Here is a 21,351-nt window from a genome sequence, read left to right as displayed (position 1 = left end):
AAGCTCTGGCCTCAGTTCAAACCGGCTTTGTCGAGTCCGAATGCTTTGTCGGCCGAGCCCGGTACGGTTCGGAACGCCACGCCGGCGCGGTTCCAGGCATTGATCGACATGATGGCGAAGGTCAAATCGGAGATTTCTTTCTCGGAAAATTGGCCGTGGACGCGTTCATAAAGTTCGTCCGGGACATCACCGGACAGCTTCGTAAGCGCTTCGGTCCACGCCAGTGCCGCGCGTTCGCGAGGCGCGAACAGCGGGGATTCGCGCCAAATCGCGACATGGTGTAAGCGCAGAGCGGACTCGCCGCGGATGGTTGCCTGTTTCACATGCATATCGAGGCAGAAGGCGCAGCCATTGATCTGCGACGTGCGGATCTCGATCAAATCGACAATCCCCGCTTCAATCACGCCGTTTCTGACGGCGGCCGAGAAATCGAGCAGCTTTTTGTACTGCTCCGGTGATAGCTGTGCATAGTTGAGACGTTGGGTCATAATAGATTCTCCGGTTATTAAGGATGCTTTATATCCTTAAGGATATACAATATCCTTAATTAAATGTTTGTAAAGCCGCTCCGTATCCCGGCAGCGGCATATGGTTTATAACGAAAAGTATGGAGCGCCCCCGATGGATATTGTGTCCGCCTTACGTAGCTTCCTGCGCGTAGCAGAAACCGGCTCGTTTTCAGCCGCCGCCGCTGACCTGCGCGTCACCCAGCCCGCCGTCTCCCGGCAGGTATCGGCGCTTGAGGGCCATTTGCAGGCGCGGCTATTACATCGAACGACCAGCGGCCTGTCGCTAACGGCAGAGGGCGAACGGACCCTCCCTTTGGCGCTAAGAGTGCTGGAAGCCGTCGACGACCTCAGCGACACGGCCTGTCTGGGCAGCGCCATCGCAGCGGGAAAGGTGCGCCTGAGCGTGCCGGGACCTTTGGGGATTTATCTTGGTAAACAGCTCGCCCCGTTTTTGTCCGCTCATCCCGAGGTGGCTATTGAGCTGATTGTGCGGGAAAACCCATCGGACTTGGTCGAGAAGGCCATCGATCTTGAGGTGCGTCTTGGGCCGGTGATGGAAAACGGATTAATCTGCCGGCATATTGGGTGGACGACGGCGTTTCTTGTCGCGGCGCCGTCCTATTTATCCAGGCGATCGCCGCCTGCCGTACCGGTGGATGTTCGGCAACATGACTGCATCTACTACAGCCGCGGCGACGAGGGGGTGAGCTGGTGCTTTTCAGACGGTTCGGCAGATGAGACCGTGCGCCTCGTCCCGCGGCTGATTTCCAATAATACGGTAGCGGTGCACCACGCGGCGCTCTCGGGCGTGGGGCTGGCGATACTGTCCCATATCGTTGCCGGACCCGATATAGCAGCGGGCCGGCTTATCCCCGTGATGCCGGACTATCCTCCGGCGCGGTTGCCTATTCATATCGTCTATCCAACCCGCCGCCATATCCCGCTGCGCGTGAAAGCCGTGCTCGATTTTGTTATGGAATCAGTGCGCGCCGATCCCGCGATGTCCCTTTCCCATGGGGGCGGGGATCGCGGAGCGCCGATCATATGAATGGGCCGTTTTGGGCCGGCAGGGTCAACCCGCCCGCTCCATAAGCCAGCTCATGCTGCGTCCAAGCAGATCGTCGGGGAGCTCCGCGGACAAGGTCTGCGCGAGCGCGGACAGGCTGACGCTGGCCAGGGAATTCCGCCAGGCTGTATCTGCTTCCCACATAATGCGGGCTATTGGGCACGGCTTGCCATCGCAGTTGCCGTTTTGTTTGCAGGGATTATTGTCCCGGATTTCATTGCATACGAAAGTCCGCCGTTTGCCCTCCACGGCTTCAACGATATCAAGAAAAGTGATTTGAGCCGGGGCCTTGGCCAGCCTATAGCCCCCGTTCGGGCCAAGGGTTGTATCGACCAGACCGGCCTGGGACAGGCTTTGCAGCGCTTTTGACAAATATTCTTTCGGGAGACCGTGAAACTCAGCGAGCGTCTTTGTGGACAGATAGCGTCCCGCGGGCAAACCTGCGAGGATGGCGCAGCAATGCAGGGCCCATTCGACCTGGCTCTTTAAGATCATCGATTTATCCGTTGCGGCAGAGTAGTTACGGATAAATATTATCCTAATTAGGCGTTTTGTAAACCCGCGCCTCTTAGCCGGCCTGAAGGTCCGGTTGCATGCTTATATTTACTCAGGGCCGGGACACTGACGGCGCGCATCAGTGTCCCGCGGTCATTATCGGTCTGGCGAGAACTCATTTCGCCCAGATGTTGTCATATTTATAGCCGGTTAAATCTTCCATGATGTGTTTGGTTTCGGCATCCACCGCCTGCTTGCTGCCATGGTTCTTTAAGCGTTCGACTTCAATGACTAAAATCCCGTGCGTCCGCTTATTGAGCCTGAACGACAAGGCGGTAAGCAATGCCAGCACCAATAGCACGCCGGTCCCCAAAAATAACAGCGAGGCAATGGTGGAAATAGCTTCAGGCGATTGAATTTTACTGCCGGTGATAAAACCCCCTTGCTGTAAAATCACGCCCACGGTAAAAGTGGCGATGGCAACGGAAGTTTTGCGGGTGAAGGTCATTACCGCGGCAAAGAGTCCTTCACGTCTTTTCCTGGTGATGGCTTCATCAATGTCCGGGATGAAAGGGAAAACATTCCAGGGAGTGAATTCCAGGACGCAGCGCCCAATCTGATAAATTCCCGCAATGATAAACAGCAGCATAATTTTCGATTGCGGATTGTAGACGTAAACGGCAAACAAACATCCCAGGCAGATTAGCATTACGGAATAGGCAAACACATACAACCGGGAAGGGCCGTATTTAATCATTGCCAACCCGGCCAGCAGCGTCACCGGTAAGCCGATAATACTTAGCGACAGCAAACTGGCCGCCACGGAGGAGGGGATGCTCAGGCAATAGACGCAGAAGAATACAAAAACGGTGTTATAGATATCTTTAGCCGTAAACGACAGTAAATAGATGGCTAAATGTTTTCTGAATGCTTTAACCTTTAAAGTTGAACCATATTCCAGCCACAAATTGCCAAAACGCCGTAGCTGCTGCGCAAAAGTGCGTTTCTGAATGGCCTCCGAGGCTTCCAGTTCCTCTTTCATCGCCTCGGTAAGCTCGCGTTCCCAGGTAACTTTATACGAGATAAACACGCAAACGGCGAATAGGATGGCAAAAAACAAACCGTTAACAAAATAAGCGGACGCGTTGTTTTCACCGAAATGGCTAATCAACAGGCCGGGGATAAAGGTAGCCAGGAATGTCCCGACCGCCGATAAAAACATACGGCAGGTGGATAGTTTGGTGCGTTGGTTGAAATCCTTGGTCATTTCCGACGGTAATGTTTCCCAGGGTATCAGCACCATGGCGGCGATTACTTCAAACAGCAGATAAACCGTGAGATAAAACCAATAGTTCATACCATTTAGCCACAGCAGGGTATAAATCAGCATTAACGGTGAACCAATCAACAGGAAAAAACGGCGTCTGCCAAATTTTTTGCCGAAATAATTTTTATAGAAATGATCGGTAAAGCTTCCCATAAATAAGCTGATTATGGCATCAACTACCCGGGCAAAAGCCACAATCGATGCCGCCTCGATAGGGGATAAACCGACAAAGGTGGTATAGAAAAATAATAGCCAGGCGCCGATAACCGTAAAGGCCCCGCCCCCCATGATATCCGTCAACCCATAGCCGATGCCAATGGGTATGGTAACCTTTCTAGACATTCAGTTAAGCCTCTTTTTTGCAAAATATATGCAATATAAAATAGTGATATAAATAGTTTTTTTGATAAATCCGATACCACAGGAAATTAATTTCCGAGCCAGACTTTGCGATGATTATTATTTTTGCATTATCGTAGTTACGCTCGTTAAGCGTGACAGTTTCAAAAAAGTTAATTATAAGTAAAAGATGAAATAACCGTTGATCAAATACATTTGCAAGGTGTAGCTATCTCAAATTACTTTGCCGGACGTATTGAACAGCGTTTGAGGTTAAAATTTAAAATAACCCTTAGCATTTTTATAACATATATTTTCAATAAGCCGGGTCAGCAAGGCGTTATCATTGGGTATTTCACCCTCTGTAACCCATTGGCCGATCAGATTACATAAAATGCGGCGAAAATATTCATGCCGCGTATAAGAAATAAAACTGCGTGAATCCGTCAGCATTCCCACGAAATTCATCAGCAAACCGTGATCGGCCAGCGTGGTTAATTGGCGGATCATGCCGCGTTTGGTATCATTGAACCACCATCCCGATCCCAGCTGCATCGGTGATTTTACCATTCCCGCCGCCTGGAAATTCGCCAGGGATGAGGCTACTACGTCGTTATGGGCGGGGTCCAGATTATAGAAAATCATTTTAGGCAGGGCATTATTACGCGCCATCGCATCAAGCAATCCATTAATGTTGCCGGCGATATCCGTTTGATCGCAGATGGAGTCGTAACCTACATTCGCCCCCAACAGCTCGAACATCGCCGTATTATTATTGCGGGCTGCGCCGAAATGAATTTGCATCGCCCAATCACGCTTGGCATAAGAGGCCGCTAACGCCAGTAATACCGCCGATTTATAGCGCACATCTTCGTCGTGACATAACCGTAATCCCTGGCGTTTTTTGGCAAATAAAGCCTCTTGCTCGTTGTCATCCGACGGCATGAATTCCAGTTTGGTTAAGCCATGATCCGATAACCGCCCGCCTTGTTGATGAAAATACCCTACCCGTTCATCCAGTGCGCTCAGGAAGTCTTTAAAATTCGCGATTGTCGTTTGATTCAATTGTTCCAGCCGGCGAATAAACTGAATAAAGGCCTCGCCCTGGCCATCAAGCGCATCATCCGGCCTGAAGGTCGGCAGTACCTGGATGGCAAAGGATTTATCGGCGCGCAAAATTTTATGATATTCCAGAGAGTCGGTGGGTGAGTCGGTAGTACAAATGGTTTCCACATGGGATTTTTGGATAAGCCCTCGCGGGGTAAATCCGGGCTGGGAAAGTAAGTCGTTACATTGCTGCCAAACGCCTTTCCAGTTCTGGCTATTTAACGTTTTCGTTATGCCAAAATAGAATTTCAATTCCAGATGAGTCCAGTGATACAGCGGATTACCGATACATGACTCGACCGTTTCCGCCCATGCCTGAAATTTTTCTATCGATGCGGCACTGCCGGTGATTTTTTCTTCCGGAACGCCGTTGGCACGCATCGCGCGCCATTTATAATGATCGCCGGCCAGCCACAGCTCGGTAATATCAGTAAAGGGCTTGTTTTCTGCAATAACTTTGGGATCAAGATGACAGTGATAATCAATAATGGATTGCCGCTCGGCCACGTCATGATAGATTTTACGTGCGATTTCATTAGTTAAAATAAAATCTTTCCCGATAAATTCCATTTTTTCCCCGTTATGAAATAAATTTACGCGCAGGCTGGCGCCAGCCCGTTAGAACCAGGATGTTCAAGGGGCATTACGGTAATTTTCACATAAGTAATCCTGGTTGCCCCAGTGGTGTTAATGCCTTCTACATTGACTACCATACAAGAGTATTAATGACCGGAAGTTGAATCACTTCACATTTATGCAGTTTTTTATGGCGGGTGCGCGGGGACGAAAACAGCCTTAAACAACAGCCTGTACCCTGCAAGGCCACGCGCCGGCGCGGTAAACCCTTCAACGTTCCGTTTCGGCGGCCAGGATGGCTTGGCGCCGTTGCAGCAAATAAACCGGCAACATAAAGCTCGCCAGGGCGACGGCGCCAAGGCCCACGCCGGCCGCCAGCAAAGCGCGATCGCTGAAATTGTCCATCCACAGCCCGCCCGACAGCGCGCCGCCGCCGATGCCGACATTAAAGGCCATAACATACAGCGCCGAGGCGGCCTCGCCCTGGCCCGGCGCCAGTTCAATGACCCAGCTTTGCAATCCGACGATCAGCATAGCGATGGCGGCTCCCCAGACGGCCATCACTACCCAGGCGATACCAGGCAGCGGGGCCGCCCACAGCATCAGCATCTGGCTGAGAACAATACCGGCGGCGGAAAGCATGGCCAGCCGCATGGGATGCCGTCCCAGCCAGCCCGCCATAATCGTGCCCGCCGCCCCGGCCAGGCCAAACGCCAATAACGCCAGCGGCAAATGGACGGCCGAGACCCGCAGCGTGTCGATCAGCAACGGCGTGATATAGGTATAACCGTTAAAATGGGCGGTAATAATCAAAAAAGTGACCAGCGCCGCGGCATACAGCGGCCGGTTGCGCCGGGGAAAAGCGGGCCCGCCGCCGCTGGCGGCATCCACCGGCATGGCCGGCAGCCAAAAGCAGCCCATAATGAAAATTATCATCCCCAGGGCGCCGAATAAGGCAAATCCCTGCTGCCAATCGAAGATTTGTCCCAGCGCGGTAGACAGCGGCACGCCGCCGACGATGGAAAGGGAAATGCCGGAAAACACCCAGGCGGTCGCCCGGGCCGGCGGCATCCGCGGCGCAATTTTTACCGCATAGGATGCCAGGATCGCCCAGAATACGCCGTGTCCGAGCGCCGCCACGATCCGCAGAAGCATCAGCAGCCAATAGGCGTGAGTCATCAGGGCCAAACCGTTACATAAGGTCATGATGGCCAGCAGGGTGAGAAACAGGGTGCGGCGATTGATCCGGCGCGTCAGTAGCGTAATGGGAATCACGGTCAGGGTAATGATCCAGGCGTAACCCGTCACCAGCGCGCCGACCGCGGCATGGCTAACATCAAGATCGCCGGCGATGCGCGGCAGCAGTCCGATGGGCAGGTATTCGGTGGTTTGCGAGACAAACGCCCCCAGCATCAATACCAGTAAAGCACGTATCATCTTGTTGTTATCCTTGGAAATCACCGGCGCGGCGGCCGGCCAAATACCCGTTCACAATAATCGGTTATGCATTAAATAAAAATAACGTATTATTCATTTCTCTAGTGACATTTATGTCATGAGTGGAGGGATATGGAGCATTTGGGCGGACTCGAACTGTTTGTAAATGTGGTGCGCTCGCGCAGCTTTGTCGAGGCGGCGCGGCTGAGCGGCGTGTCGCCTTCAGCGGTGAGTAAAGGTATTGCCCGCCTGGAAGCGCGGCTTAATGTCCGGTTATTGAATCGCAGCACGCGCAGCGTGACCCTGAGCGCGGAAGGCGCCCGTTTTTATGAACATTGCCTGACCATTTTGCGCACCATTGAAGAGGCGGAAAATGAGCTGATCCAGGGCAGAGAACTTCCCCGCGGTAAACTTAAAGTGAGCCTGCCGGAAGAGAGCATGGTGTTATCCCGGATCGCCGATTTTGCGCTTGCCTTTCCGGATATCGAACTGGAGCTGGACTTCACCGATCGCATGGTGGATGTGATTGGCGAGGGATTCGACGTAGTGGTGCGCAGCGGCGCCATCGGCGATTCCCGGCTGGTAGCGAAAAAACTCACGGTGTTCGGTTCCCGGGTGGTTGCCAGCGCGGACTATCTGGCTAAAACCGGGGCGCCCGCCAGACCCATGGACCTATTGCAGCATGCCCGCCTGCATTATCGCTTTCCCAATACGGGTAAATTGGAATATTGGCAATTGCGGGAACTGGAACCGGCGCCGGCTTACCCGCTACCGGTCGCCATGGTGTGCAATAATATCCAGGGCCGGCTGACTTTCGCCAAACACGGCCTGGGCCTGGCATGGCTACCGGATTATGTCGCGCTGCCGGCGCTGGAAGACGGGTCGTTGCAAAGCGTGCTGGATGACTATGCCGTGCGTGCGGAGCCATTGTGGTTGCTTTGGCCGTCAGGGCCCTATTTGCCGTTAAAAACGCGCGCCTTTATTGATTATCTTTCGGCGTGTTTTCCCGGGCAGCGCTGAAATTACCCTTCCGAGGCCGATTTGCCTAATCAACTATCGGCCGTCCCTGGCGTCGGGATATGCCCCATATAAAGCCGGGCGGGTTAGGAGAACCCGACCACGGCATGGGGGATATAAGGCGCTTCCAACCGCGCTATCTCTTCGGCGCTCAGCACCAGATCGCAGGCGGCGATCGCATCGTCCAGGTGACCAATGCGCGAGGCTCCGACGATCGGCGCGGTGACCACCCGTTTGGCCAGCACCCAGGCCAGCGCCACCTGCGCGCGGGGAACGCCGCGAGCCGCCGCCACCGCCGCCACCGCCTCAACGACTTTTCGATCCGCATCCGCGGTATGCTCATAAAGCGTCTGGCCGAAGCGATCGGTTTGCGCGCGTTTGCTCGTTTCGTCCCAGGGCCGGGTCAGACGGCCGCGCGCCAGCGGACTCCATGGGATCACGCCGATCCCTTCGGCTTCGCACAACGGCAGCATTTCGCGTTCTTCTTCGCGATACAGCAGGTTGACGTAATTCTGCATGGTGGAGAACCGCGTCCAGCCATGGGCTTTGGCGGCGTGGAGCATGGAAGCGAACTGCCACGCATACATGGAGGACGCGCCGATATAGCGCGCCTTGCCCGCCTTAACGACGTCATGCAGCGCCTCTAAGGTTTCTTCGATGGGCACCTCGCGGTCAAAGCGGTGAATCTGGTAAAGATCGACGTAATCGGTGCCGAGCCGGCGCAGGGAGTTGTCGATCTCCTGCATAATCGCCTTGCGGCTGAGGCCGGCGCCGTTGGGACCCGCATGCATGCGGCCATTAACCTTGGTGGCGATGACCACCTCGTCGCGGCGGGTATATTCCTTCAGCGCCCGCCCGACGATTTCTTCCGAGGTGCCGTCCGAATAGACATTGGCGGTATCGAAGAAGTTGATGCCGGCTTCCACCGCACGGCGGATGATCGGCCGGCTTTGTTGTTCATCAAGGGTCCATTCATGATTGCCGCGATCGGGCACGCCGAAGGTCATACAGCCGAGACACAACCGCGACACATCCAGGCCGGTTCGGCCGAGTTTGATATAATCCATGATGCTCTCCTGAAAGATTACCCCCCTGGGGATTGCCAAACAGAATAGGCGTTCCGGCCAACAGCGACAATCCGCTATTGTTGTGAAAATATTTCCCGCCGCGGCGGCGCAATCGCGCGCTGCCGGCCAGCCCTTAGCTTTTTTTCACCTATCTAGCGCTAAAAATGTTGGTTCAGCAAAGGTGAATCCCTATGTTTTACTTTTTTGGTATAGCGGTTTACTCATAGCGACGCGCACTTTATTTAAGCACCACTAACCTGTCGGCACCCTCTACGGCCGCATTAACAATATCGAGCTTTATTTCCCAGGAAAAACCATGAAATCAACGATTAAATTGTCTCTTGCCGGGATGGTAAGTTCCGCTTTATTGCTAAGCGCGGCGCTGGCGTTACCCGCCTCGGCGCAAAGTTTGCTGGATAAAGCCAACACCCAGTCTCCGCTGATAGCCGGCATCGCCAACGAGCAGCCCTATGGCTATATCGGGCCTGACGGTAAGGCCACCGGCGCGAATATCGAGGTATTGCGCGCGGTGTTGAAACCCCTGGGCATCACCCAGGTGGAAACCCCCATTGTGGATTTCGGCGCGCTGGTGCCGGGGCTGGCGGCCAAACGTTTTGATGTGATCGGCGCCGGCTTGTTTATTAATCACGCCCGCTGCCAGGTAATCGGTTTTTCCAATCCGGTCACGCGCTCCGGCGGAGCGTTTATCGTCAAGCGGGGCAATCCGCTTAAGTTGCATAGTTTAAAAGACGTCGCGGCGAATAAGCAGGCCCGCCTGGGCACCCAGAATGGGACCAACCAAATCCAGGAAGCCAAGGATAGCGGTATCGCCACCGGCAACGTAGTGCTGTTTGATAAAGATACCGAAGCCCTGTCGGCGCTGAAAGCCAACCGTATCGATGCCGTCTATTTCCCGGATGCTGAAATTATCAGCCTGCTGAAAAAAGAACCCGACCCGTCGGTGGAGCGCGCGCTGCCGTTCCAGCAAATTCCCGACGCCAATGGCCAGCCGGGCTATAACTACCATGCGTTTGGCTTGCCGCGTAACGATCCGGAATTTATCAAAGCATTCAATGAGCAATTGGCGAAGCTGCGCGCCTCGGGCGAACTGCTGAACATATTGCAAAAATATGGTTATACCGCCAATGAGCTGCCGCCGGAAAATATCCAGGCCAGCCAGCTTTGCGCCGCACATAGTTAATCCCGACAGGCAGGCATTCCCATGATTAAACACACCGCGGGACAGCAGGGTAAAATCAGCTGGGGGTGGTTATCGTTCAGCCATCCGACCCTGGACGCCCTGCAATTGCCCTGGTTCGATATCGTCGCGCCGGAGCCTGGCCCGGCGCTGGCCATTATCGCAGGCATGCATCCCAATGAAGTCGCGGCGATGGAAGCCGCCCTGCGGCTGAAAACTTACTTTGGCCAGACCCTGGAGCGCGGGTCGGTGGCTATTTTGCCGATTTTGAATATGCCGGGTCTGTATAGCCATGCGGAGTTCGTCTGCCCGGTGGATAATAAAAATATGAATTTCCTGGCGCCGGGCGATCCGCAGGGCAGCTTTAGCGAAGTGCTGGTTGACCGGGTGCTGAACGGGTGGGCAAAAGATGCGACGGTGGTGATCGATCTGCACGGCGGCGACCTGCGCGAAGTGGTGGCTAAATTCGTGATGTGCCAACTGACGGGGGAGCCGGAATTCGACGCGGTGACCCGCGCGCTGGCGCACCAGTTCGATGCGGACGCCATTGTCGAATTTGCCGCGGACCAGACCAATAACCGCGGCCGGGCCACCAATGAACTGCCGTGGCTGGGCCGCCATGCGGTGATGGCGGAGGGGGGAGCCAACGGTATCCTGGATGAAGAAAACACGCTGTTTCATGTTAACGGCGTCGCCAATATCGCCCGGCATCTGGGTCTGACCCGCGATGCGCCGGCGCCCCGCGTGCGGCGTAACCAGGTAGTGAGCAATTTTTTCAAAGTGGAAGCGCCGGCGAGCGGGCGCTTATATCTGGACGTGGCCGCCGGCGAGACCGTCAGCGGCGGGCAACGGCTGGGTGCGGTTCATGACCTGTTCGGCGCTTGGCTGGCGGATATCATCGCGCCCTCTTCCGGTTTGATTCTGATGATTGTAAATCACAATATCACGTCCCGGGGCGAGTGGTTGATTAGCCTCGCCCCCGTGACGCAATGAGCTGCCCGGCATCGCCGGGACTAATTGGGGCCAGCGGGACTTATGAATACTGATAATCTGGGCTTCATCGTCCATGAACTGGCCAAGGGCATCGGCGTTACGCTGCAAATCACTTTTCTGTCGGCGGCGCTGGCGTTGGCGCTGGCCTTTATCGTCGCGCTGCTGCGGCTATCGCCGCTGCGCCCGGTCAGCGCCGCCGCGCGCGTCTATATCGAGTTTTTACGCGGCACCTCGGCGCTGGTCCAACTGTTTTATTTGTTTTTTATTTTGCCGCTGTTCGGTATATCGCTTAGCCCGATGACCACCGCCGTGATAGGGCTGGGCCTTAACTTTTCGTCCTTCGGCGCGGAAATTGTGCGCACCGCGCTGGTTAACGTCAGCCAGGGACAGCGGGACGCGCTGCGCGCCCTCGATTTTCCGCCCGCCGTTGCCCTGCGGCGGATTATCCTGCCCCAGGCTCTGCCTTTTATGCTGCCGCCGCTGGGTAACCTGCTGGTGGAACTGCTTAAATCCACGTCCCTGGTCTCCATGATTACCCTGAGCGATCTGACATTTTCCGGGGCGACGCTGATTACTACCCTGGGGCATCAAACCCTGATCTGGAGCATCGTGCTGGCGGCTTATTTTATTTTGTCATGGCCGCTGACGCTGGCGGTGCGGCGCTATGAACGTCATCACACCCGCCATCGCGGATTGCAGGAGTAAACATGTCGTTTGATTGGATGTTTGCCTGGTCGATCCTGCCCGAGTTGCTGGCCGGTTTAGGCGTAACCCTGGAAGTCGTGGTGGCGGGGTTCTGCTGTGCGGTGCTGATCGGGGGCGCCGCGGCGATCGCCCGTCAATGTCCCTTTAGCGCGCCGCGCTTGCTGAGCCGGGCGTATATCGCATTTTTTCGCCAGACGCCGTTATTGGTCCAGCTCTATTTCCTGTTTTTCGCCCTGCCGCTAAGCGGTCTGGCGCTGCCGGCCATCGCTACCGGGGTCCTGGGGCTGGGTTTATATTATGGCGCCTATATCGCCGAGGCGTTTCGCGGCGCGATTAATGATGTGCCCAAAGGCCAGTGGGAAGCGGCGCGGGCGCTGGATTTTTCGCCGCCCGCGCTCTGGCGGCGCATTATTCTGCCCCAGGCCATGAAGCCGATGGTGCCGGTATTGGGCAACTACCTGATCGGCATGTTTAAAGAGACGCCGCTGCTGGCGGTCATTACTATCCCCGAGCTGTTCCAGGCGGCAAAACAGATCGCCGGCGTAACCTATCGTTACAACGAACCTTATACTTTGATGGCCGTGCTGTTCCTGGCCATCAGTTTGCCCACTTCGTTTTTATTTAATTATCTGGAAAGAAGACGCTCCCATGGCTGAATCAATCATCCCCGCACCGCAGGCCGCGCTTATTACCCTGGACCAGGTGGTGAAAGATTATGGCGATACCCGGGTGCTGGACCATCTGAACCTGGTCATTCCCCAAGGGCAGAAGGTGGCGCTGATCGGTCCCAGCGGTTCCGGTAAATCCACCATCCTGCGTTTGATTAAGGGGCTGGAAGCGGTAACCCAGGGTACGGTGGCCATCGACGGCGTGGTGGTGGGCGCCGGGCGCGATCGCCGCTGGTTTTCCCGCGCGCCGGTACGCCATCAGGTGGGCATGGTGTTCCAGCATTTTAATTTATTTCCCCATCTGACGGTTGAACAAAACCTGACCGAGGCGCCCCTACGGGTGTTGAAGGTGAGCAAGGACGAGGCGCGGGAGCGCGCGCAGCATTATCTGCGCATCGTGGGATTGGCGCATAAAGCGCAAGCCTGGCCCGCCACCTTGTCCGGCGGCCAACAGCAGCGGGTGGCCATTGCGCGGGCGCTGGCCATGCGGCCCCGCATAATGTTATTCGATGAAGTGACTTCCGCCCTCGATCCGGAACTGGTAAGCGAGGTGCTCAGCGTGATTCGCGATATCGCCCATGAACAAAATATGACGATGCTGCTGGTGACCCATGAAATGTCATTTGCCCGCGACGTGGCGGATAGGGTGATTTTTATGGAAAAAGGCAACATTATCGATGACGGTACGCCGGAACAGGTGCTGGTCGATCCGCGCAATCCGCGTACCCGGCAATTCCTCAATATCCTTACCGAACGGTAAAATCCATAATCTCGCCCTGCCATGTACCGCCCCCTGCCCGCAGGGGGAAGGGGCGGGTTCGCTCAGGCCAGATAACCGCCATCCACGGTCAGGGCCGAGCCGGTGATAAACGCGGCTTCCGGGCTGGCGAGATAAGCCACCAGGCCGGCGATTTCCGCGTCTTTGCCCATGCGGCCAAGGGCCATCATGGCGCGCAATCTGGCGCGGATATCTTCTCCCTGATTCATATCGGTTTCGGTCGGGCCGGGTTGGATCACATTGATGGTGATGCCTTTTTTACCTAAATCCCAGGCCAGGCCGCGGGTCAGCGCGGCGATGGCGCCTTTGGTCATTGAATAGACCGAGGAACCGGGAAATGCGGTACGTTCGGCGGTGACGCTGCCGGTAGTGATAATCCGCCCGCCTGGGCCCATATGGGGAATGGCCGCCTGCACGGCGACAAACGTCGCGCGGACATTCACGTCCAGCATGCGATTGAAATCACTTATCGCATAATCATCCACTGCTCCCTGAATCATGATGCCGGCATTATTGACCAAAATATCCAGACGGCCGAACTGCGCCACCGTCAGCGTCACCGCATCTTGCACCGCCCGGACCTCGCCGCTGTCGGCGGCAATGGCCAGGGCTGCGCCCCCTTGGCTCTCTATTTCCGCCGCCAGTTCATGGGCTTTACCGGCTGACGCGGCATAAGTAAAGGCTACCTTGGCGCCTTCCGCCGCCAAACGGCGCACGATGGCCGCGCCGATCCCGCGGGAACCTCCGGTGATCAATGCCACTTTATCAGTTAGGGTATTCTTCATGTTATCACCTGTTATTTTGGATTAATTAATCCAAAATAACCCCTATTTAGGCTTTTGGCAATGGCTTATGGATCAGCGCAGGCTGCGCATGCTGATGCTGATGATATTACGTAACTCCGCCGGTGAAGCCCCCGCGCGGGCGGATAATTTAATGCCTGCCAGCAACGAGAGCATATAACGGGCAATATCCCGGCTGTCGAGGTCGGCCGTGATTTCGCCGGCCTGTTTGGCCGCGGCGGCGGCGTTTTCAATCGCCGCCGCCAGCACTTGGCCGCTGGCATCGTTAAGGGCGTTGATTTCTTCGTCCGTGCGGCCGAATTCGCAGATCGAACTGATGCCCATACAGCTTGCCGGGTCGCTGCCCACGCTGATGGCAAAGGCGGTTAACATCTCTTCCAATCCCTGTCTGGGCGAGGCTGATTTTGCCAGGACCTGGATTAACCCCGCGACGTTTTCCCCGTTGTAACGGCGTAACGCCTCCAGGAATAGCTGACGTTTGTTGCCGAAGGTGTCGTACATACTTTGCCGGCTGATCCCCATGGCGCTAAGCAGATCCTCGGTGGCGGTACCAGCGTAGGATTGCTGGCGAAACAGCCCGATGGCTTTATGGAGCGCCCGATCGCGGTCAAAGAGTTTAGGTCTGGCCATAATGAATGCGTTGTTTTGGATTTTTTAGTCTTGAATGGGGATAGAATGATGCCGTAAGTTGCAGCTGTCAAGGCGTCGGCGCCAGGCAAGCCATGGCGACGACCGATATGGGGCCGGCCAGAGGGAATGGGGTTATGGGCAGGTATAGGTGATCCACCGATCCTGCGGCGCATTGATAATGCTGAACTGGTTGTCGGATACCCGCTGGGCCAAGAAACCTTCCTCGGTCACCGCGGCGGGGATATATTTCATCCGGTCCGTCGAAAATAACCTCCCGCTGTCCAGTTTCTTGTCGGGCGTGGCTACCGTAAATGAGGTGAATTTATCGATTATCAACGCCTGGGTGGTGCCGATGGGCTGGCCGGACAGGCTGCGTATTTTACCCTGGCACTCCTTGCCGTGATACCCGGAGGAGCAGGCCGTTAACGCTACCAGCGCGCCAGCCGATAGCACCGTTTGTAATAGGTTCATGATCTTCGCCGATCCTTAAGGCCCCTAAGTCGCCCATCAACTCTGCGCCGTTTCGCTAATTATAGCTCGGTAACCGTTTGGCGACGGTAAAATCCCGACCGGCCTATTGCGGGTATGGCACAAGGAAAAAAATAAAACCCTTATCTATTATGACCCACCTCGCGTTCGCGTTTAGGTCGGTCAGGGTATTTTTTGGCGTGGTGCTTTTTGCCGTGATGGCGATAATGATGGGCAGTTTTAGGATGGTATTCATCGCCGCCCTTGGCGTAAGTTACTGCCGCGATGGGTAATGATAACGCAATAAAAAATAAATATATTATGATTTTTTTCATGATGCGGCTCTTGGAGGGTATGAGATAGGAATAAGTATAAGTATAAGTTACCGCCGTTCCGGCATAGAGTTTTGTTTTACGGCCGCCGCTATTATAATCGCGTATCGCTAAACCAGATTCCCCGGCGGACAATACCTATGATCGGCTCATCACAGTTTTTCCCCTTTGCCGCTATTGCATTGGGGTTGGTGCTTATTCCCGGCCCCAATATGCTTTATCTGGTGTCGCGGTCCATCTGCCAGGGGCGGAAGGCGGGATTTGCTGAATCCCAGAGCCGCGGTGCCCTATCTTTCCTTGCTACCGCAATTTATCCAGCCTGCGCGGGGTAATGTGTTCGGCCAGTCGATGGCGAGCATGGCGGTTAACGGGTGCCTGATCGTGCTGGCCGGCTCGATTGCGGGTTTTCTCTCGGGGCGCCCGCTATGGCGGCGCGTACAGCGCTGGCTGATGGCTACGGTCCTGGCCGGCCTGGCGGTAAGAATGCTGTTTGACGGCCGTAAATAAACCCGACGCGCTGTCAACCGCGTCTTTTGCCCCGCTTAAGCATGCATTAGCCGCTCATAATAATGGGCTATTCGAGTGTGGTAATGATTGGTTTTATAGTCCGGTCCGTTATATACCCTGGCGAATTGTTCCCAATGATGGTCGCGTAACGCCGACAGCAGCGACGGAGAGGATTTTATAAAACAGGTAAACCCGGACATTTGGCCTTCGAGGGTATTCATCGCCTGCGTAAACGGCTCTATATCGGCAAATCCCGCTTTGGCATAATTATCCCCCATGATCTGGAACGCCCCCCATGATGCCGAACGTAACGCCGCCGCTCTATCCAGCGACATGGCTTTGTGCAGTTTGGGGTATTGTTCGCTGTATTTGCCATAGGCGCCGCGCGCCTCGCTGGAAATATCGCCGTGCATGGCATATTTCCCCTGGGTCAGCTTATGGAAATAGTGTCTTTCGAATAGAATTACCGGCCGGCCCTGCTCATCAAACGGCCCCCTGGCCGAGGTTTCAATCATGGCCACGGCTTTGATGGCGGCAATATCACAGCCCAGGCATTGCGCTGCGTTCAGGTAATGCGGTTCGCTGAAATGCTGGACCGTATGGTTGGCATGGGACGAGGGTGATGATGTCCCGGGCATTGCCAGGCCGGATAAATGACGCAGGGTAATGCCGGCCGGCGATATTATCCCATCGGGATGCCGGAGCCGGACCACGCTGGCCTGGTACTCTTTTATTCTGGCGATGGTGCCTTTGCCGGCAATACCGTCGACGGCCAAAGGCGCGGCGCAATTGCTGACCGCGGTTATTGCGTTGAGCCGGTTTTGGATGGTACACACATCATGACGATGGTTTGGTTGTCCGATGCCTACCGCTGCGTCGATTCTCATCATTTTTAATCCCTTGATAAATGACCCGGCGCCCTGATGGCGCCCGCTGTATATCCGGTTAAGCGGTTATGACCCGCGATCCCGGCCCGAGCCATGAAGTTATGTTTTATTTATCCGAGGGGCAGCATCGGCGTACCAGATATGGAATGCTCTTGGCAATTTATGCCGCAGGCCCTTCAATTGTGCGTGGGGCTACGCAAAAAACCTTTGGCGAGGGAACCTTATGCCCTTTCAGTCCCCTAACAATGAAAGGGCATATGGCCTATACTTTTGTTACCCGAGGGCAGGGGCCCGTCATGGCATCTGGCTGATTTATAGCGCTATAATCCGGAGCCGGAACCCTTTAGGAATAAACATGCATAATGGTATTTATGGATTGGCGGTGTTGATTTTACTCACCGGCTTTGCGGCCCATGCCGAAAGCGGTGAAAAAACCTGTCCTGCCGCGGGCAAACGGATTAACGACAGCAATAATCTCATCATGCTTAGCGGTACCGCCAAGGGAAACATCCGCATGGTAGTGGGCGGCATGGTAGGCAAGGATCTGGATGAGCAGGCGCGCTCAAGCATCAGGTTTGATGTCTGCGGCGTATTGGACGAAGAAGCCTACGATTACCACAAAACGGAAAACGGCCTCACCCTGAATATGTCCAACCATATCGTAAGGGCCGACGGCGGCTGGGATTCCGTTTACGATATCGCTATTATCGTCAATCGCAACGGCCAGCAGCGCCTGGTTAACCACAAACAGGGCAAGACGCGTTTTTTCCTGGGGAAAAACGGGGTGATCACCTCCGCGACGGATGCCTTCACCATCGATGGCGAGCCCGGCTTTACCACCACCATCTACAGCTATGATAAGCAATTGCGCCTGGTTCAAGGTACGGCGCGGGGATCGGATCCGCTAAGCAACGATCTTGTTGATTATGCTTACGATAAGAATGGATTTTTCTCCTCATCTACCTCTTCCAATGGCAAGACCACTTACCAATATGATGCGCAGGGCCGGGAAAAAGGGTCTTATTCCATTTCACGCACCGCGATAAGCCAGAATTCCAAGCGTGAGGAGTGCCAAAGGAATGACGCGGTGGGCAACTGTATCTTAAGTTATGGCCGCGAAACGGAAATTTTACCGAAAGCCATTATCCACCGCCACCGGAGTACCGCCACGCAATATCAATATTGGCCGTGATATATTATCCTCCGGCGCGCGGGGTTTGCTTGCCAGGGAAAAGAGGGTAAATTTATCTTATCACTCACATAAAACAAGGTTATGCCCATGCCGTCGATCCACGGACATGAAGTGCTGCAAATGATGCTGGCCACCGGGGAATCATTTACCACCGGCTCGCTAACCGCCGGCATTAAAGCGAAGTTCGGCGCCGATGCCAGGTTTCATACCTGTTCCGCCGTCGATTTAACCGCCGAACAACTGGTGCAATTTCTAGCTGAGCGCGGGAAATTCGTGGCGCGCGCCGAGGGTTTTACCACCAGCGAAAGTAAAATTTGCCGGCATTAATCCCGGTGTCTGCACCCGCGCCGGTTGGCGTTGTTTAACGCCGACCGGTCCGGTGGCCGTGACCCGGCAATGAGCGTGACGACGAGGTTTATCAATGTTTTATCTCTCTTCTGCTTTCTCTCCCGTCTAAAAGCCTGCGCCATTTCCGGGATCGTGCGGCTGTTTTCGTCTGGCCGGCTTCGGTATTGGTATTAGCGGGCTTATCATGCCAAGGGGCAAGCGCGCGGCCAGAGAAATGGCGCCTTAACCCTTGCGGTATGCATTCCCTTTGACCAGGCCTGGAGCAATTTTTAGGCATGGGGATAAATTAAATGAGTTATCAATAGGTTGATTAATATATTAACGATTGATAATAAAATATGTTGATCGGCTGCCGAAAGAGGATTAGTATTTAGTTATCGACCGTTAATAAATTAACGGCACAGACAACGATTTCACTAACCTTATTTGGGAACACCTATCATGAAAAACGTAAAAACCGCTATCGCCGCTTTGATCCTGGGCTCCGTGTCATTTGGTTCTTTTGCCGCCCAGATGGTGGATTCCGCACCGGCCAATCAGCAAAAAGTGGGCGTGATTAATGCCACCGGCGGGGCCAGCCTGTCATCTTTGGAAAGCGAGTTAGCCGCCAAGGCCGCGCGGTCCGGGGCCAAGTCGTTCCAGATTACCTCTACTTCAGGCCAGAATAACCTGCACGGTACCGCGGTAATTTATCAGTAATCGTCCGCTGGCGGGGAGAGGGGTAATCCGGACTCCCACGCCAGGATATGAGTGTCAAGGGCGCCGGCGTCGAGGGTAAACCTCCGCCGGCGTTTTTTTATATTTGCCCGCTGAGCGCATGCGCGTCGGATGGCCATCGCTCTGGAACCAGCGCCAGTCTTGCGCGGACCGGTGGTTATTATCGTTTCTTCATCTCCTTTATGCCAGTTTTTGGACTTCTGTCTGGCCAGGTTCCAGCGTTTGGCCCTCGCCGTTTTGCGGCGCCATGAACGGCACGGGTTTTCCTGTGTGCTTGTCTATTAGCAAGGAGTGGCGTTCCCCGCGTTCAAACAGGTGGCGCTCTCCCCATTGCCGAAGGGCCACCACGATGGGAAACAGGCTTTCGCCTTTCGCGGTTAGCACGTACTCCTGGTAGGCGGTGCCGTCCGATGCCGGCCGGGTCGCCAGGATGTCCGCAGCCACCAGCCGGTGCAGGCGATCGGAAAGAATGTTGCGCGCTACGCCCAGGCTGCGTTGGAAATCGCCGAAGCGGCGCATGCCATCGAAGGCATCGCGCACGATGAGCAGCGACCAGCGATCGCCGATGACATCGGCGCAGCGCGCCACCGGGCAGGTTTCGCTGGATAAAGTTGTGCGGCGCGGCATGTTATCCTCTTTTGGGTTGGAATTCCTGGGCTTCGGGTTGCATTTTAAAACCAGACTACCTATGATTCAATCAGTTTTGTTTTGAAACTGGATTGCAAAGGTTGGTGGTTATGGTCGGTTCCCGTATTTCGTCCGCAGCGCCCATGCCGCAGGCCCTGGTGCTGCTGTTCGCTGCTGCCAGTGGTTTGTGCGTTGCCAATGTTTATTACGCGCAGCCGCTGCTGGACGCGCTGGCGCTGGATTTCAATATCAGCCATGCCGCCGTCGGCGGGATAGTGACCGCCACGCAGGCCGGATGCGCGTTGGCTTTGCTGCTGCTGGTGCCGCTGGGGGATCGCGTGGATCGCCGTCGTCTTATGATCGCGCAGTTGCTGGCGCTCGTGGCCGCGTTGGGTCTTGTGGGGCTGGCGCAATCCACGACGGTATTGTTGGCCGGCATGCTCGGGGTCGGCCTGCTGGGTACGGCAATGACGCAGGGTCTGATTGCCTATGCGGCCAGCGCTGCCGCGCCCGAGGAGCGGGGCGGAGTGGTGGGGGCGGCGCAGGGCGGCGTGTTTATCGGCTTGTTGCTGGCACGGGTGTTTGCCGGCGGGGTCAGCGATCTGGCGGGTTGGCGCGGAGTCTATTTCTGCGCCGCCGCAATGATGCTGGCGCTGGCGCTACCGATGTGGCGACGGCTACCGGCCTTACCCATCCCATCCGATGCCCCAAGCTATCCGCGTTTGATCGTATCGATGTTTGCATTGCTGCGCGAGGAACGGGTGTTGCTGATTCGCGGCGTGCTTGCGCTGCTGATGTTCGCTGCTTTCAATATCTTTTGGAGTGCATTGGCGCTGCCCCTCAGCGCGCCGCCTTATGGGTTTTCGCATACCGTCATCGGCGCTTTCGGGCTGGCCGGCGTAGCGGGCGCCCTGGCCGCCGCGCGTGCCGGGAAGTGGGCGGATCGGGGGTACGGTCAACGAGCGAGCGCCGTTGCGCTCGTGTTGCTGGTGCTGGCTTGGTGGCCATTGTCGTTGATGGGGTCGTCGCTCTGGGCTTTGCTTGCCGGCATCGTACTGCTCGATCTCGGCGGACAGGCGCTGCATGTGACCAACCAAAGTATGATTTTCCGCACCAGGCCGGAAGCACACAGCCGGCTGGTGGGTATTTATATGCTGTTTTATGCGATCGGCAGCGGGCTGGGGGCGATGGCCACGACAGCAACTTATGCGTATGCCGGTTGGTCGGGCGTGTGTTTTCTAGGCGCCGCGGTCAGTTTATCGGCCTTGGGGTTTTGGCTTGCGACCCTGAGGTTGATGGCGCCAGCCGCTTCATCGAATACGATGGCATAAGAGGTGCAGCGGAATGAAATGGGTTGGCTGGCTACGGGGATCGGGTTTTTTTGCCTGCAAAAAAAAAGCTGCCGAAGCAGCTTTCCAGAGATCTTAATGCTTAATACATTGCGCCCGGCGGCACGTCTTTTACGGTATTAACATAAGACAGCAGGATTTTTTTCAGCAGTTTACGGAATTTCATATGCATTTCCCCAATCAGGTTGCCCGGTATAGTGTTTGCGCTT

Annotated in this window: 24 protein-coding genes and 1 pseudogene; 12 read left to right on the top strand and 13 right to left on the bottom strand. The window is 55.5% G+C overall.

What is annotated here, in order from left to right; translation table 11 throughout:
- Nucleotides 1-11: 11 nt before the first annotated feature.
- A complete protein-coding gene (locus ACL2XP_RS20550; protein WP_413735005.1) occupies nt 12-488 on the bottom strand; it encodes a carboxymuconolactone decarboxylase family protein in 477 nt (158 codons plus the stop codon).
- A 133-nt stretch (nt 489-621) separates the two neighbouring features.
- Between ACL2XP_RS20550 and ACL2XP_RS20545 the strand changes: the two genes are divergently transcribed.
- Nucleotides 622-1,557 (top strand): LysR family transcriptional regulator, encoded by a 936-nt coding sequence (locus tag ACL2XP_RS20545; protein ID WP_413735004.1) that lies wholly within the window; start codon nt 622-624, stop codon nt 1,555-1,557.
- Between the two features lie 24 nt (nt 1,558-1,581).
- Here the strand turns inward: ACL2XP_RS20545 and ACL2XP_RS20540 are convergent, their stop codons facing one another.
- The 4 genes from ACL2XP_RS20540 to ACL2XP_RS20525 all read right to left on the bottom strand — a co-directional run bounded on the left by ACL2XP_RS20540 (nt 1,582) and on the right by ACL2XP_RS20525 (nt 6,856).
- On the bottom strand, nt 1,582-2,070 hold the full coding sequence (locus tag ACL2XP_RS20540) for an RrF2 family transcriptional regulator (RefSeq protein WP_413735002.1): 489 nt from the start codon (nt 2,068-2,070) through the stop codon (nt 1,582-1,584).
- 175 nt (nt 2,071-2,245) lie between these two features.
- Nucleotides 2,246-3,739, bottom strand: a complete 1,494-nt coding sequence (locus ACL2XP_RS20535) for an MFS transporter (RefSeq protein ID WP_413735001.1) — start codon at nt 3,737-3,739, stop codon at nt 2,246-2,248.
- A gap of 270 nt (nt 3,740-4,009) precedes the next feature.
- Nucleotides 4,010-5,413: a glucuronate isomerase gene (gene uxaC / locus ACL2XP_RS20530; protein ID WP_413735000.1), complete on the bottom strand. Its 1,404-nt coding sequence runs from the start codon at nt 5,411-5,413 to the stop codon at nt 4,010-4,012.
- Nucleotides 5,414-5,689: 276 nt separating this feature from the next.
- Nucleotides 5,690-6,856 (bottom strand): MFS transporter, encoded by a 1,167-nt coding sequence (locus tag ACL2XP_RS20525; RefSeq protein WP_413734999.1) that lies wholly within the window; start codon nt 6,854-6,856, stop codon nt 5,690-5,692.
- A 132-nt stretch (nt 6,857-6,988) separates the two neighbouring features.
- Here ACL2XP_RS20525 and ACL2XP_RS20520 point away from each other — a divergent pair, with 132 nt between their 5' ends.
- Nucleotides 6,989-7,876, top strand: a complete 888-nt coding sequence (locus tag ACL2XP_RS20520; protein WP_413734998.1) for a LysR family transcriptional regulator — start codon at nt 6,989-6,991, stop codon at nt 7,874-7,876.
- Nucleotides 7,877-7,959: 83 nt separating this feature from the next.
- Here the strand turns inward: ACL2XP_RS20520 and ACL2XP_RS20515 are convergent, their stop codons facing one another.
- Nucleotides 7,960-8,940, bottom strand: coding sequence for an aldo/keto reductase (locus ACL2XP_RS20515; RefSeq protein ID WP_413734997.1), 981 nt, complete (start codon nt 8,938-8,940; stop codon nt 7,960-7,962).
- A gap of 316 nt (nt 8,941-9,256) precedes the next feature.
- Here ACL2XP_RS20515 and ehuB point away from each other — a divergent pair, with 316 nt between their 5' ends.
- From ehuB to ACL2XP_RS20490, 5 genes are read left to right on the top strand one after another with little or no spacing between them, the layout of a single operon-like run.
- Nucleotides 9,257-10,141 carry an ectoine/hydroxyectoine ABC transporter substrate-binding protein EhuB gene (ehuB, locus tag ACL2XP_RS20510; protein ID WP_413734996.1) on the top strand — a complete coding sequence of 295 codons (885 nt, stop codon included), beginning with the start codon at nt 9,257-9,259 and terminating at the stop codon, nt 10,139-10,141.
- 21 nt (nt 10,142-10,162) lie between these two features.
- Nucleotides 10,163-11,131, top strand: a complete 969-nt coding sequence (locus ACL2XP_RS20505; protein ID WP_413734994.1) for a succinylglutamate desuccinylase/aspartoacylase family protein — start codon at nt 10,163-10,165, stop codon at nt 11,129-11,131.
- Between the two features lie 42 nt (nt 11,132-11,173).
- Nucleotides 11,174-11,836: an ectoine/hydroxyectoine ABC transporter permease subunit EhuC gene (ehuC, locus tag ACL2XP_RS20500; RefSeq protein WP_413734993.1), complete on the top strand. Its 663-nt coding sequence runs from the start codon at nt 11,174-11,176 to the stop codon at nt 11,834-11,836.
- Between the two features lie 2 nt (nt 11,837-11,838).
- Entirely contained in the window at nt 11,839-12,492 is a 654-nt protein-coding gene (ehuD, locus tag ACL2XP_RS20495; protein WP_413734991.1) for an ectoine/hydroxyectoine ABC transporter permease subunit EhuD, read from the top strand.
- Entirely contained in the window at nt 12,485-13,264 is a 780-nt protein-coding gene (locus ACL2XP_RS20490) for an amino acid ABC transporter ATP-binding protein (RefSeq protein WP_413734989.1), read from the top strand. Before ehuD ends, ACL2XP_RS20490 begins: the two co-directional genes overlap by 8 nt.
- A 62-nt stretch (nt 13,265-13,326) precedes the next feature.
- Here ACL2XP_RS20490 and ACL2XP_RS20485 read toward each other — a convergent pair whose 3' ends face one another.
- The 4 genes from ACL2XP_RS20485 to ACL2XP_RS20470 form a co-directional block, all read right to left on the bottom strand.
- Nucleotides 13,327-14,067, bottom strand: coding sequence for an SDR family NAD(P)-dependent oxidoreductase (locus tag ACL2XP_RS20485; protein WP_413734987.1), 741 nt, complete (start codon nt 14,065-14,067; stop codon nt 13,327-13,329).
- 72 nt (nt 14,068-14,139) lie between these two features.
- Nucleotides 14,140-14,715, bottom strand: coding sequence for a TetR/AcrR family transcriptional regulator (locus tag ACL2XP_RS20480; RefSeq protein WP_413734985.1), 576 nt, complete (start codon nt 14,713-14,715; stop codon nt 14,140-14,142).
- 132 nt (nt 14,716-14,847) lie between these two features.
- Nucleotides 14,848-15,186 carry a hypothetical protein gene (locus ACL2XP_RS20475; protein ID WP_413734983.1) on the bottom strand — a complete coding sequence of 113 codons (339 nt, stop codon included), beginning with the start codon at nt 15,184-15,186 and terminating at the stop codon, nt 14,848-14,850.
- Nucleotides 15,187-15,326: 140 nt separating this feature from the next.
- Nucleotides 15,327-15,518 (bottom strand): hypothetical protein, encoded by a 192-nt coding sequence (locus tag ACL2XP_RS20470; protein WP_413734982.1) that lies wholly within the window; start codon nt 15,516-15,518, stop codon nt 15,327-15,329.
- A gap of 137 nt (nt 15,519-15,655) precedes the next feature.
- Here ACL2XP_RS20470 and ACL2XP_RS20465 point away from each other — a divergent pair.
- Nucleotides 15,656-16,022, top strand: a pseudogene (locus ACL2XP_RS20465) (hypothetical protein).
- A gap of 35 nt (nt 16,023-16,057) precedes the next feature.
- Here the strand turns inward: ACL2XP_RS20465 and ACL2XP_RS20460 are convergent.
- On the bottom strand, nt 16,058-16,912 hold the full coding sequence (locus ACL2XP_RS20460; RefSeq protein WP_413734980.1) for an N-acetylmuramidase family protein: 855 nt from the start codon (nt 16,910-16,912) through the stop codon (nt 16,058-16,060).
- Nucleotides 16,913-17,264: 352 nt separating this feature from the next.
- On the opposite strand from ACL2XP_RS20460, the gene ACL2XP_RS20455 reads away from it, so the two are divergent.
- From ACL2XP_RS20455 to bhsA, 3 genes are all read left to right on the top strand, one after another.
- Nucleotides 17,265-18,101, top strand: coding sequence for a hypothetical protein (locus ACL2XP_RS20455; RefSeq protein ID WP_413734979.1), 837 nt, complete (start codon nt 17,265-17,267; stop codon nt 18,099-18,101).
- Nucleotides 18,102-18,188: 87 nt separating this feature from the next.
- Nucleotides 18,189-18,428, top strand: a complete 240-nt coding sequence (locus ACL2XP_RS20450) for a YecH family metal-binding protein (protein ID WP_413734977.1) — start codon at nt 18,189-18,191, stop codon at nt 18,426-18,428.
- A 462-nt stretch (nt 18,429-18,890) separates the two neighbouring features.
- Nucleotides 18,891-19,148, top strand: a complete 258-nt coding sequence (gene bhsA, locus ACL2XP_RS20445; protein WP_413734975.1) for a multiple stress resistance protein BhsA — start codon at nt 18,891-18,893, stop codon at nt 19,146-19,148.
- A 198-nt stretch (nt 19,149-19,346) separates the two neighbouring features.
- Here the strand turns inward: bhsA and ACL2XP_RS20440 are convergent, their stop codons facing one another.
- The gene (locus ACL2XP_RS20440) at nt 19,347-19,793 is read right to left on the bottom strand and encodes a winged helix-turn-helix transcriptional regulator (protein ID WP_413734972.1); all 447 of its coding nucleotides are present in this window, start codon (nt 19,791-19,793) and stop codon (nt 19,347-19,349) included.
- A gap of 110 nt (nt 19,794-19,903) precedes the next feature.
- Between ACL2XP_RS20440 and ACL2XP_RS20435 the strand changes: the two genes are divergently transcribed.
- Nucleotides 19,904-21,124, top strand: coding sequence for an MFS transporter (locus ACL2XP_RS20435; protein WP_413734971.1), 1,221 nt, complete (start codon nt 19,904-19,906; stop codon nt 21,122-21,124).
- 100 nt (nt 21,125-21,224) lie between these two features.
- Here the strand turns inward: ACL2XP_RS20435 and azuC are convergent, their stop codons facing one another.
- Nucleotides 21,225-21,308, bottom strand: coding sequence for a stress response protein AzuC (gene azuC, locus ACL2XP_RS20430; RefSeq protein ID WP_413739237.1), 84 nt, complete (start codon nt 21,306-21,308; stop codon nt 21,225-21,227).
- Nucleotides 21,309-21,351: the final 43 nt, after the last annotated feature.

The sequence above is a fragment of the Sodalis sp. RH21 genome (genome assembly GCF_047324175.1).
Lineage (GTDB): Bacteria > Pseudomonadota > Gammaproteobacteria > Enterobacterales > Enterobacteriaceae > Acerihabitans.
Note: the sequence above shows the minus strand (reverse complement) of the source record. Positions and strands in the feature narration are given on the sequence as shown.

What these genes read in the sequence shown, in the direction of transcription:
- ehuB (WP_413734996.1), top strand. Translation starts at nt 9,257, where the DNA reads ATGAAATCAACGATTAAATTGTCTCTTGCCGGGATGGTAAGTTCCGCT.
- ACL2XP_RS20490 (WP_413734989.1), top strand. Translation starts at nt 12,485, where the DNA reads ATGGCTGAATCAATCATCCCCGCACCGCAGGCCGCGCTTATTACCCTG.
- ACL2XP_RS20450 (WP_413734977.1), top strand. Translation starts at nt 18,189, where the DNA reads ATGCCGTCGATCCACGGACATGAAGTGCTGCAAATGATGCTGGCCACC.
- ACL2XP_RS20435 (WP_413734971.1), top strand. Translation starts at nt 19,904, where the DNA reads ATGGTCGGTTCCCGTATTTCGTCCGCAGCGCCCATGCCGCAGGCCCTG.
- ACL2XP_RS20485 (WP_413734987.1), bottom strand. Translation starts at nt 14,067, where the DNA reads ATGAAGAATACCCTAACTGATAAAGTGGCATTGATCACCGGAGGTTCC.
- ACL2XP_RS20440 (WP_413734972.1), bottom strand. Translation starts at nt 19,793, where the DNA reads ATGCCGCGCCGCACAACTTTATCCAGCGAAACCTGCCCGGTGGCGCGC.
- ehuC (WP_413734993.1), top strand. Translation starts at nt 11,174, where the DNA reads ATGAATACTGATAATCTGGGCTTCATCGTCCATGAACTGGCCAAGGGC.
- ACL2XP_RS20545 (WP_413735004.1), top strand. Translation starts at nt 622, where the DNA reads ATGGATATTGTGTCCGCCTTACGTAGCTTCCTGCGCGTAGCAGAAACC.
- ehuD (WP_413734991.1), top strand. Translation starts at nt 11,839, where the DNA reads ATGTCGTTTGATTGGATGTTTGCCTGGTCGATCCTGCCCGAGTTGCTG.
- ACL2XP_RS20525 (WP_413734999.1), bottom strand. Translation starts at nt 6,856, where the DNA reads ATGATACGTGCTTTACTGGTATTGATGCTGGGGGCGTTTGTCTCGCAA.
- ACL2XP_RS20470 (WP_413734982.1), bottom strand. Translation starts at nt 15,518, where the DNA reads ATGAAAAAAATCATAATATATTTATTTTTTATTGCGTTATCATTACCC.
- ACL2XP_RS20455 (WP_413734979.1), top strand. Translation starts at nt 17,265, where the DNA reads ATGCATAATGGTATTTATGGATTGGCGGTGTTGATTTTACTCACCGGC.
- bhsA (WP_413734975.1), top strand. Translation starts at nt 18,891, where the DNA reads ATGAAAAACGTAAAAACCGCTATCGCCGCTTTGATCCTGGGCTCCGTG.
- ACL2XP_RS20540 (WP_413735002.1), bottom strand. Translation starts at nt 2,070, where the DNA reads ATGATCTTAAAGAGCCAGGTCGAATGGGCCCTGCATTGCTGCGCCATC.
- ACL2XP_RS20460 (WP_413734980.1), bottom strand. Translation starts at nt 16,912, where the DNA reads ATGATGAGAATCGACGCAGCGGTAGGCATCGGACAACCAAACCATCGT.
- ACL2XP_RS20505 (WP_413734994.1), top strand. Translation starts at nt 10,163, where the DNA reads ATGATTAAACACACCGCGGGACAGCAGGGTAAAATCAGCTGGGGGTGG.
- azuC (WP_413739237.1), bottom strand. Translation starts at nt 21,308, where the DNA reads ATGAAATTCCGTAAACTGCTGAAAAAAATCCTGCTGTCTTATGTTAAT.
- ACL2XP_RS20515 (WP_413734997.1), bottom strand. Translation starts at nt 8,940, where the DNA reads ATGGATTATATCAAACTCGGCCGAACCGGCCTGGATGTGTCGCGGTTG.
- ACL2XP_RS20535 (WP_413735001.1), bottom strand. Translation starts at nt 3,739, where the DNA reads ATGTCTAGAAAGGTTACCATACCCATTGGCATCGGCTATGGGTTGACG.
- ACL2XP_RS20550 (WP_413735005.1), bottom strand. Translation starts at nt 488, where the DNA reads ATGACCCAACGTCTCAACTATGCACAGCTATCACCGGAGCAGTACAAA.
- uxaC (WP_413735000.1), bottom strand. Translation starts at nt 5,413, where the DNA reads ATGGAATTTATCGGGAAAGATTTTATTTTAACTAATGAAATCGCACGT.
- ACL2XP_RS20520 (WP_413734998.1), top strand. Translation starts at nt 6,989, where the DNA reads ATGGAGCATTTGGGCGGACTCGAACTGTTTGTAAATGTGGTGCGCTCG.
- ACL2XP_RS20480 (WP_413734985.1), bottom strand. Translation starts at nt 14,715, where the DNA reads ATGGCCAGACCTAAACTCTTTGACCGCGATCGGGCGCTCCATAAAGCC.
- ACL2XP_RS20475 (WP_413734983.1), bottom strand. Translation starts at nt 15,186, where the DNA reads ATGAACCTATTACAAACGGTGCTATCGGCTGGCGCGCTGGTAGCGTTA.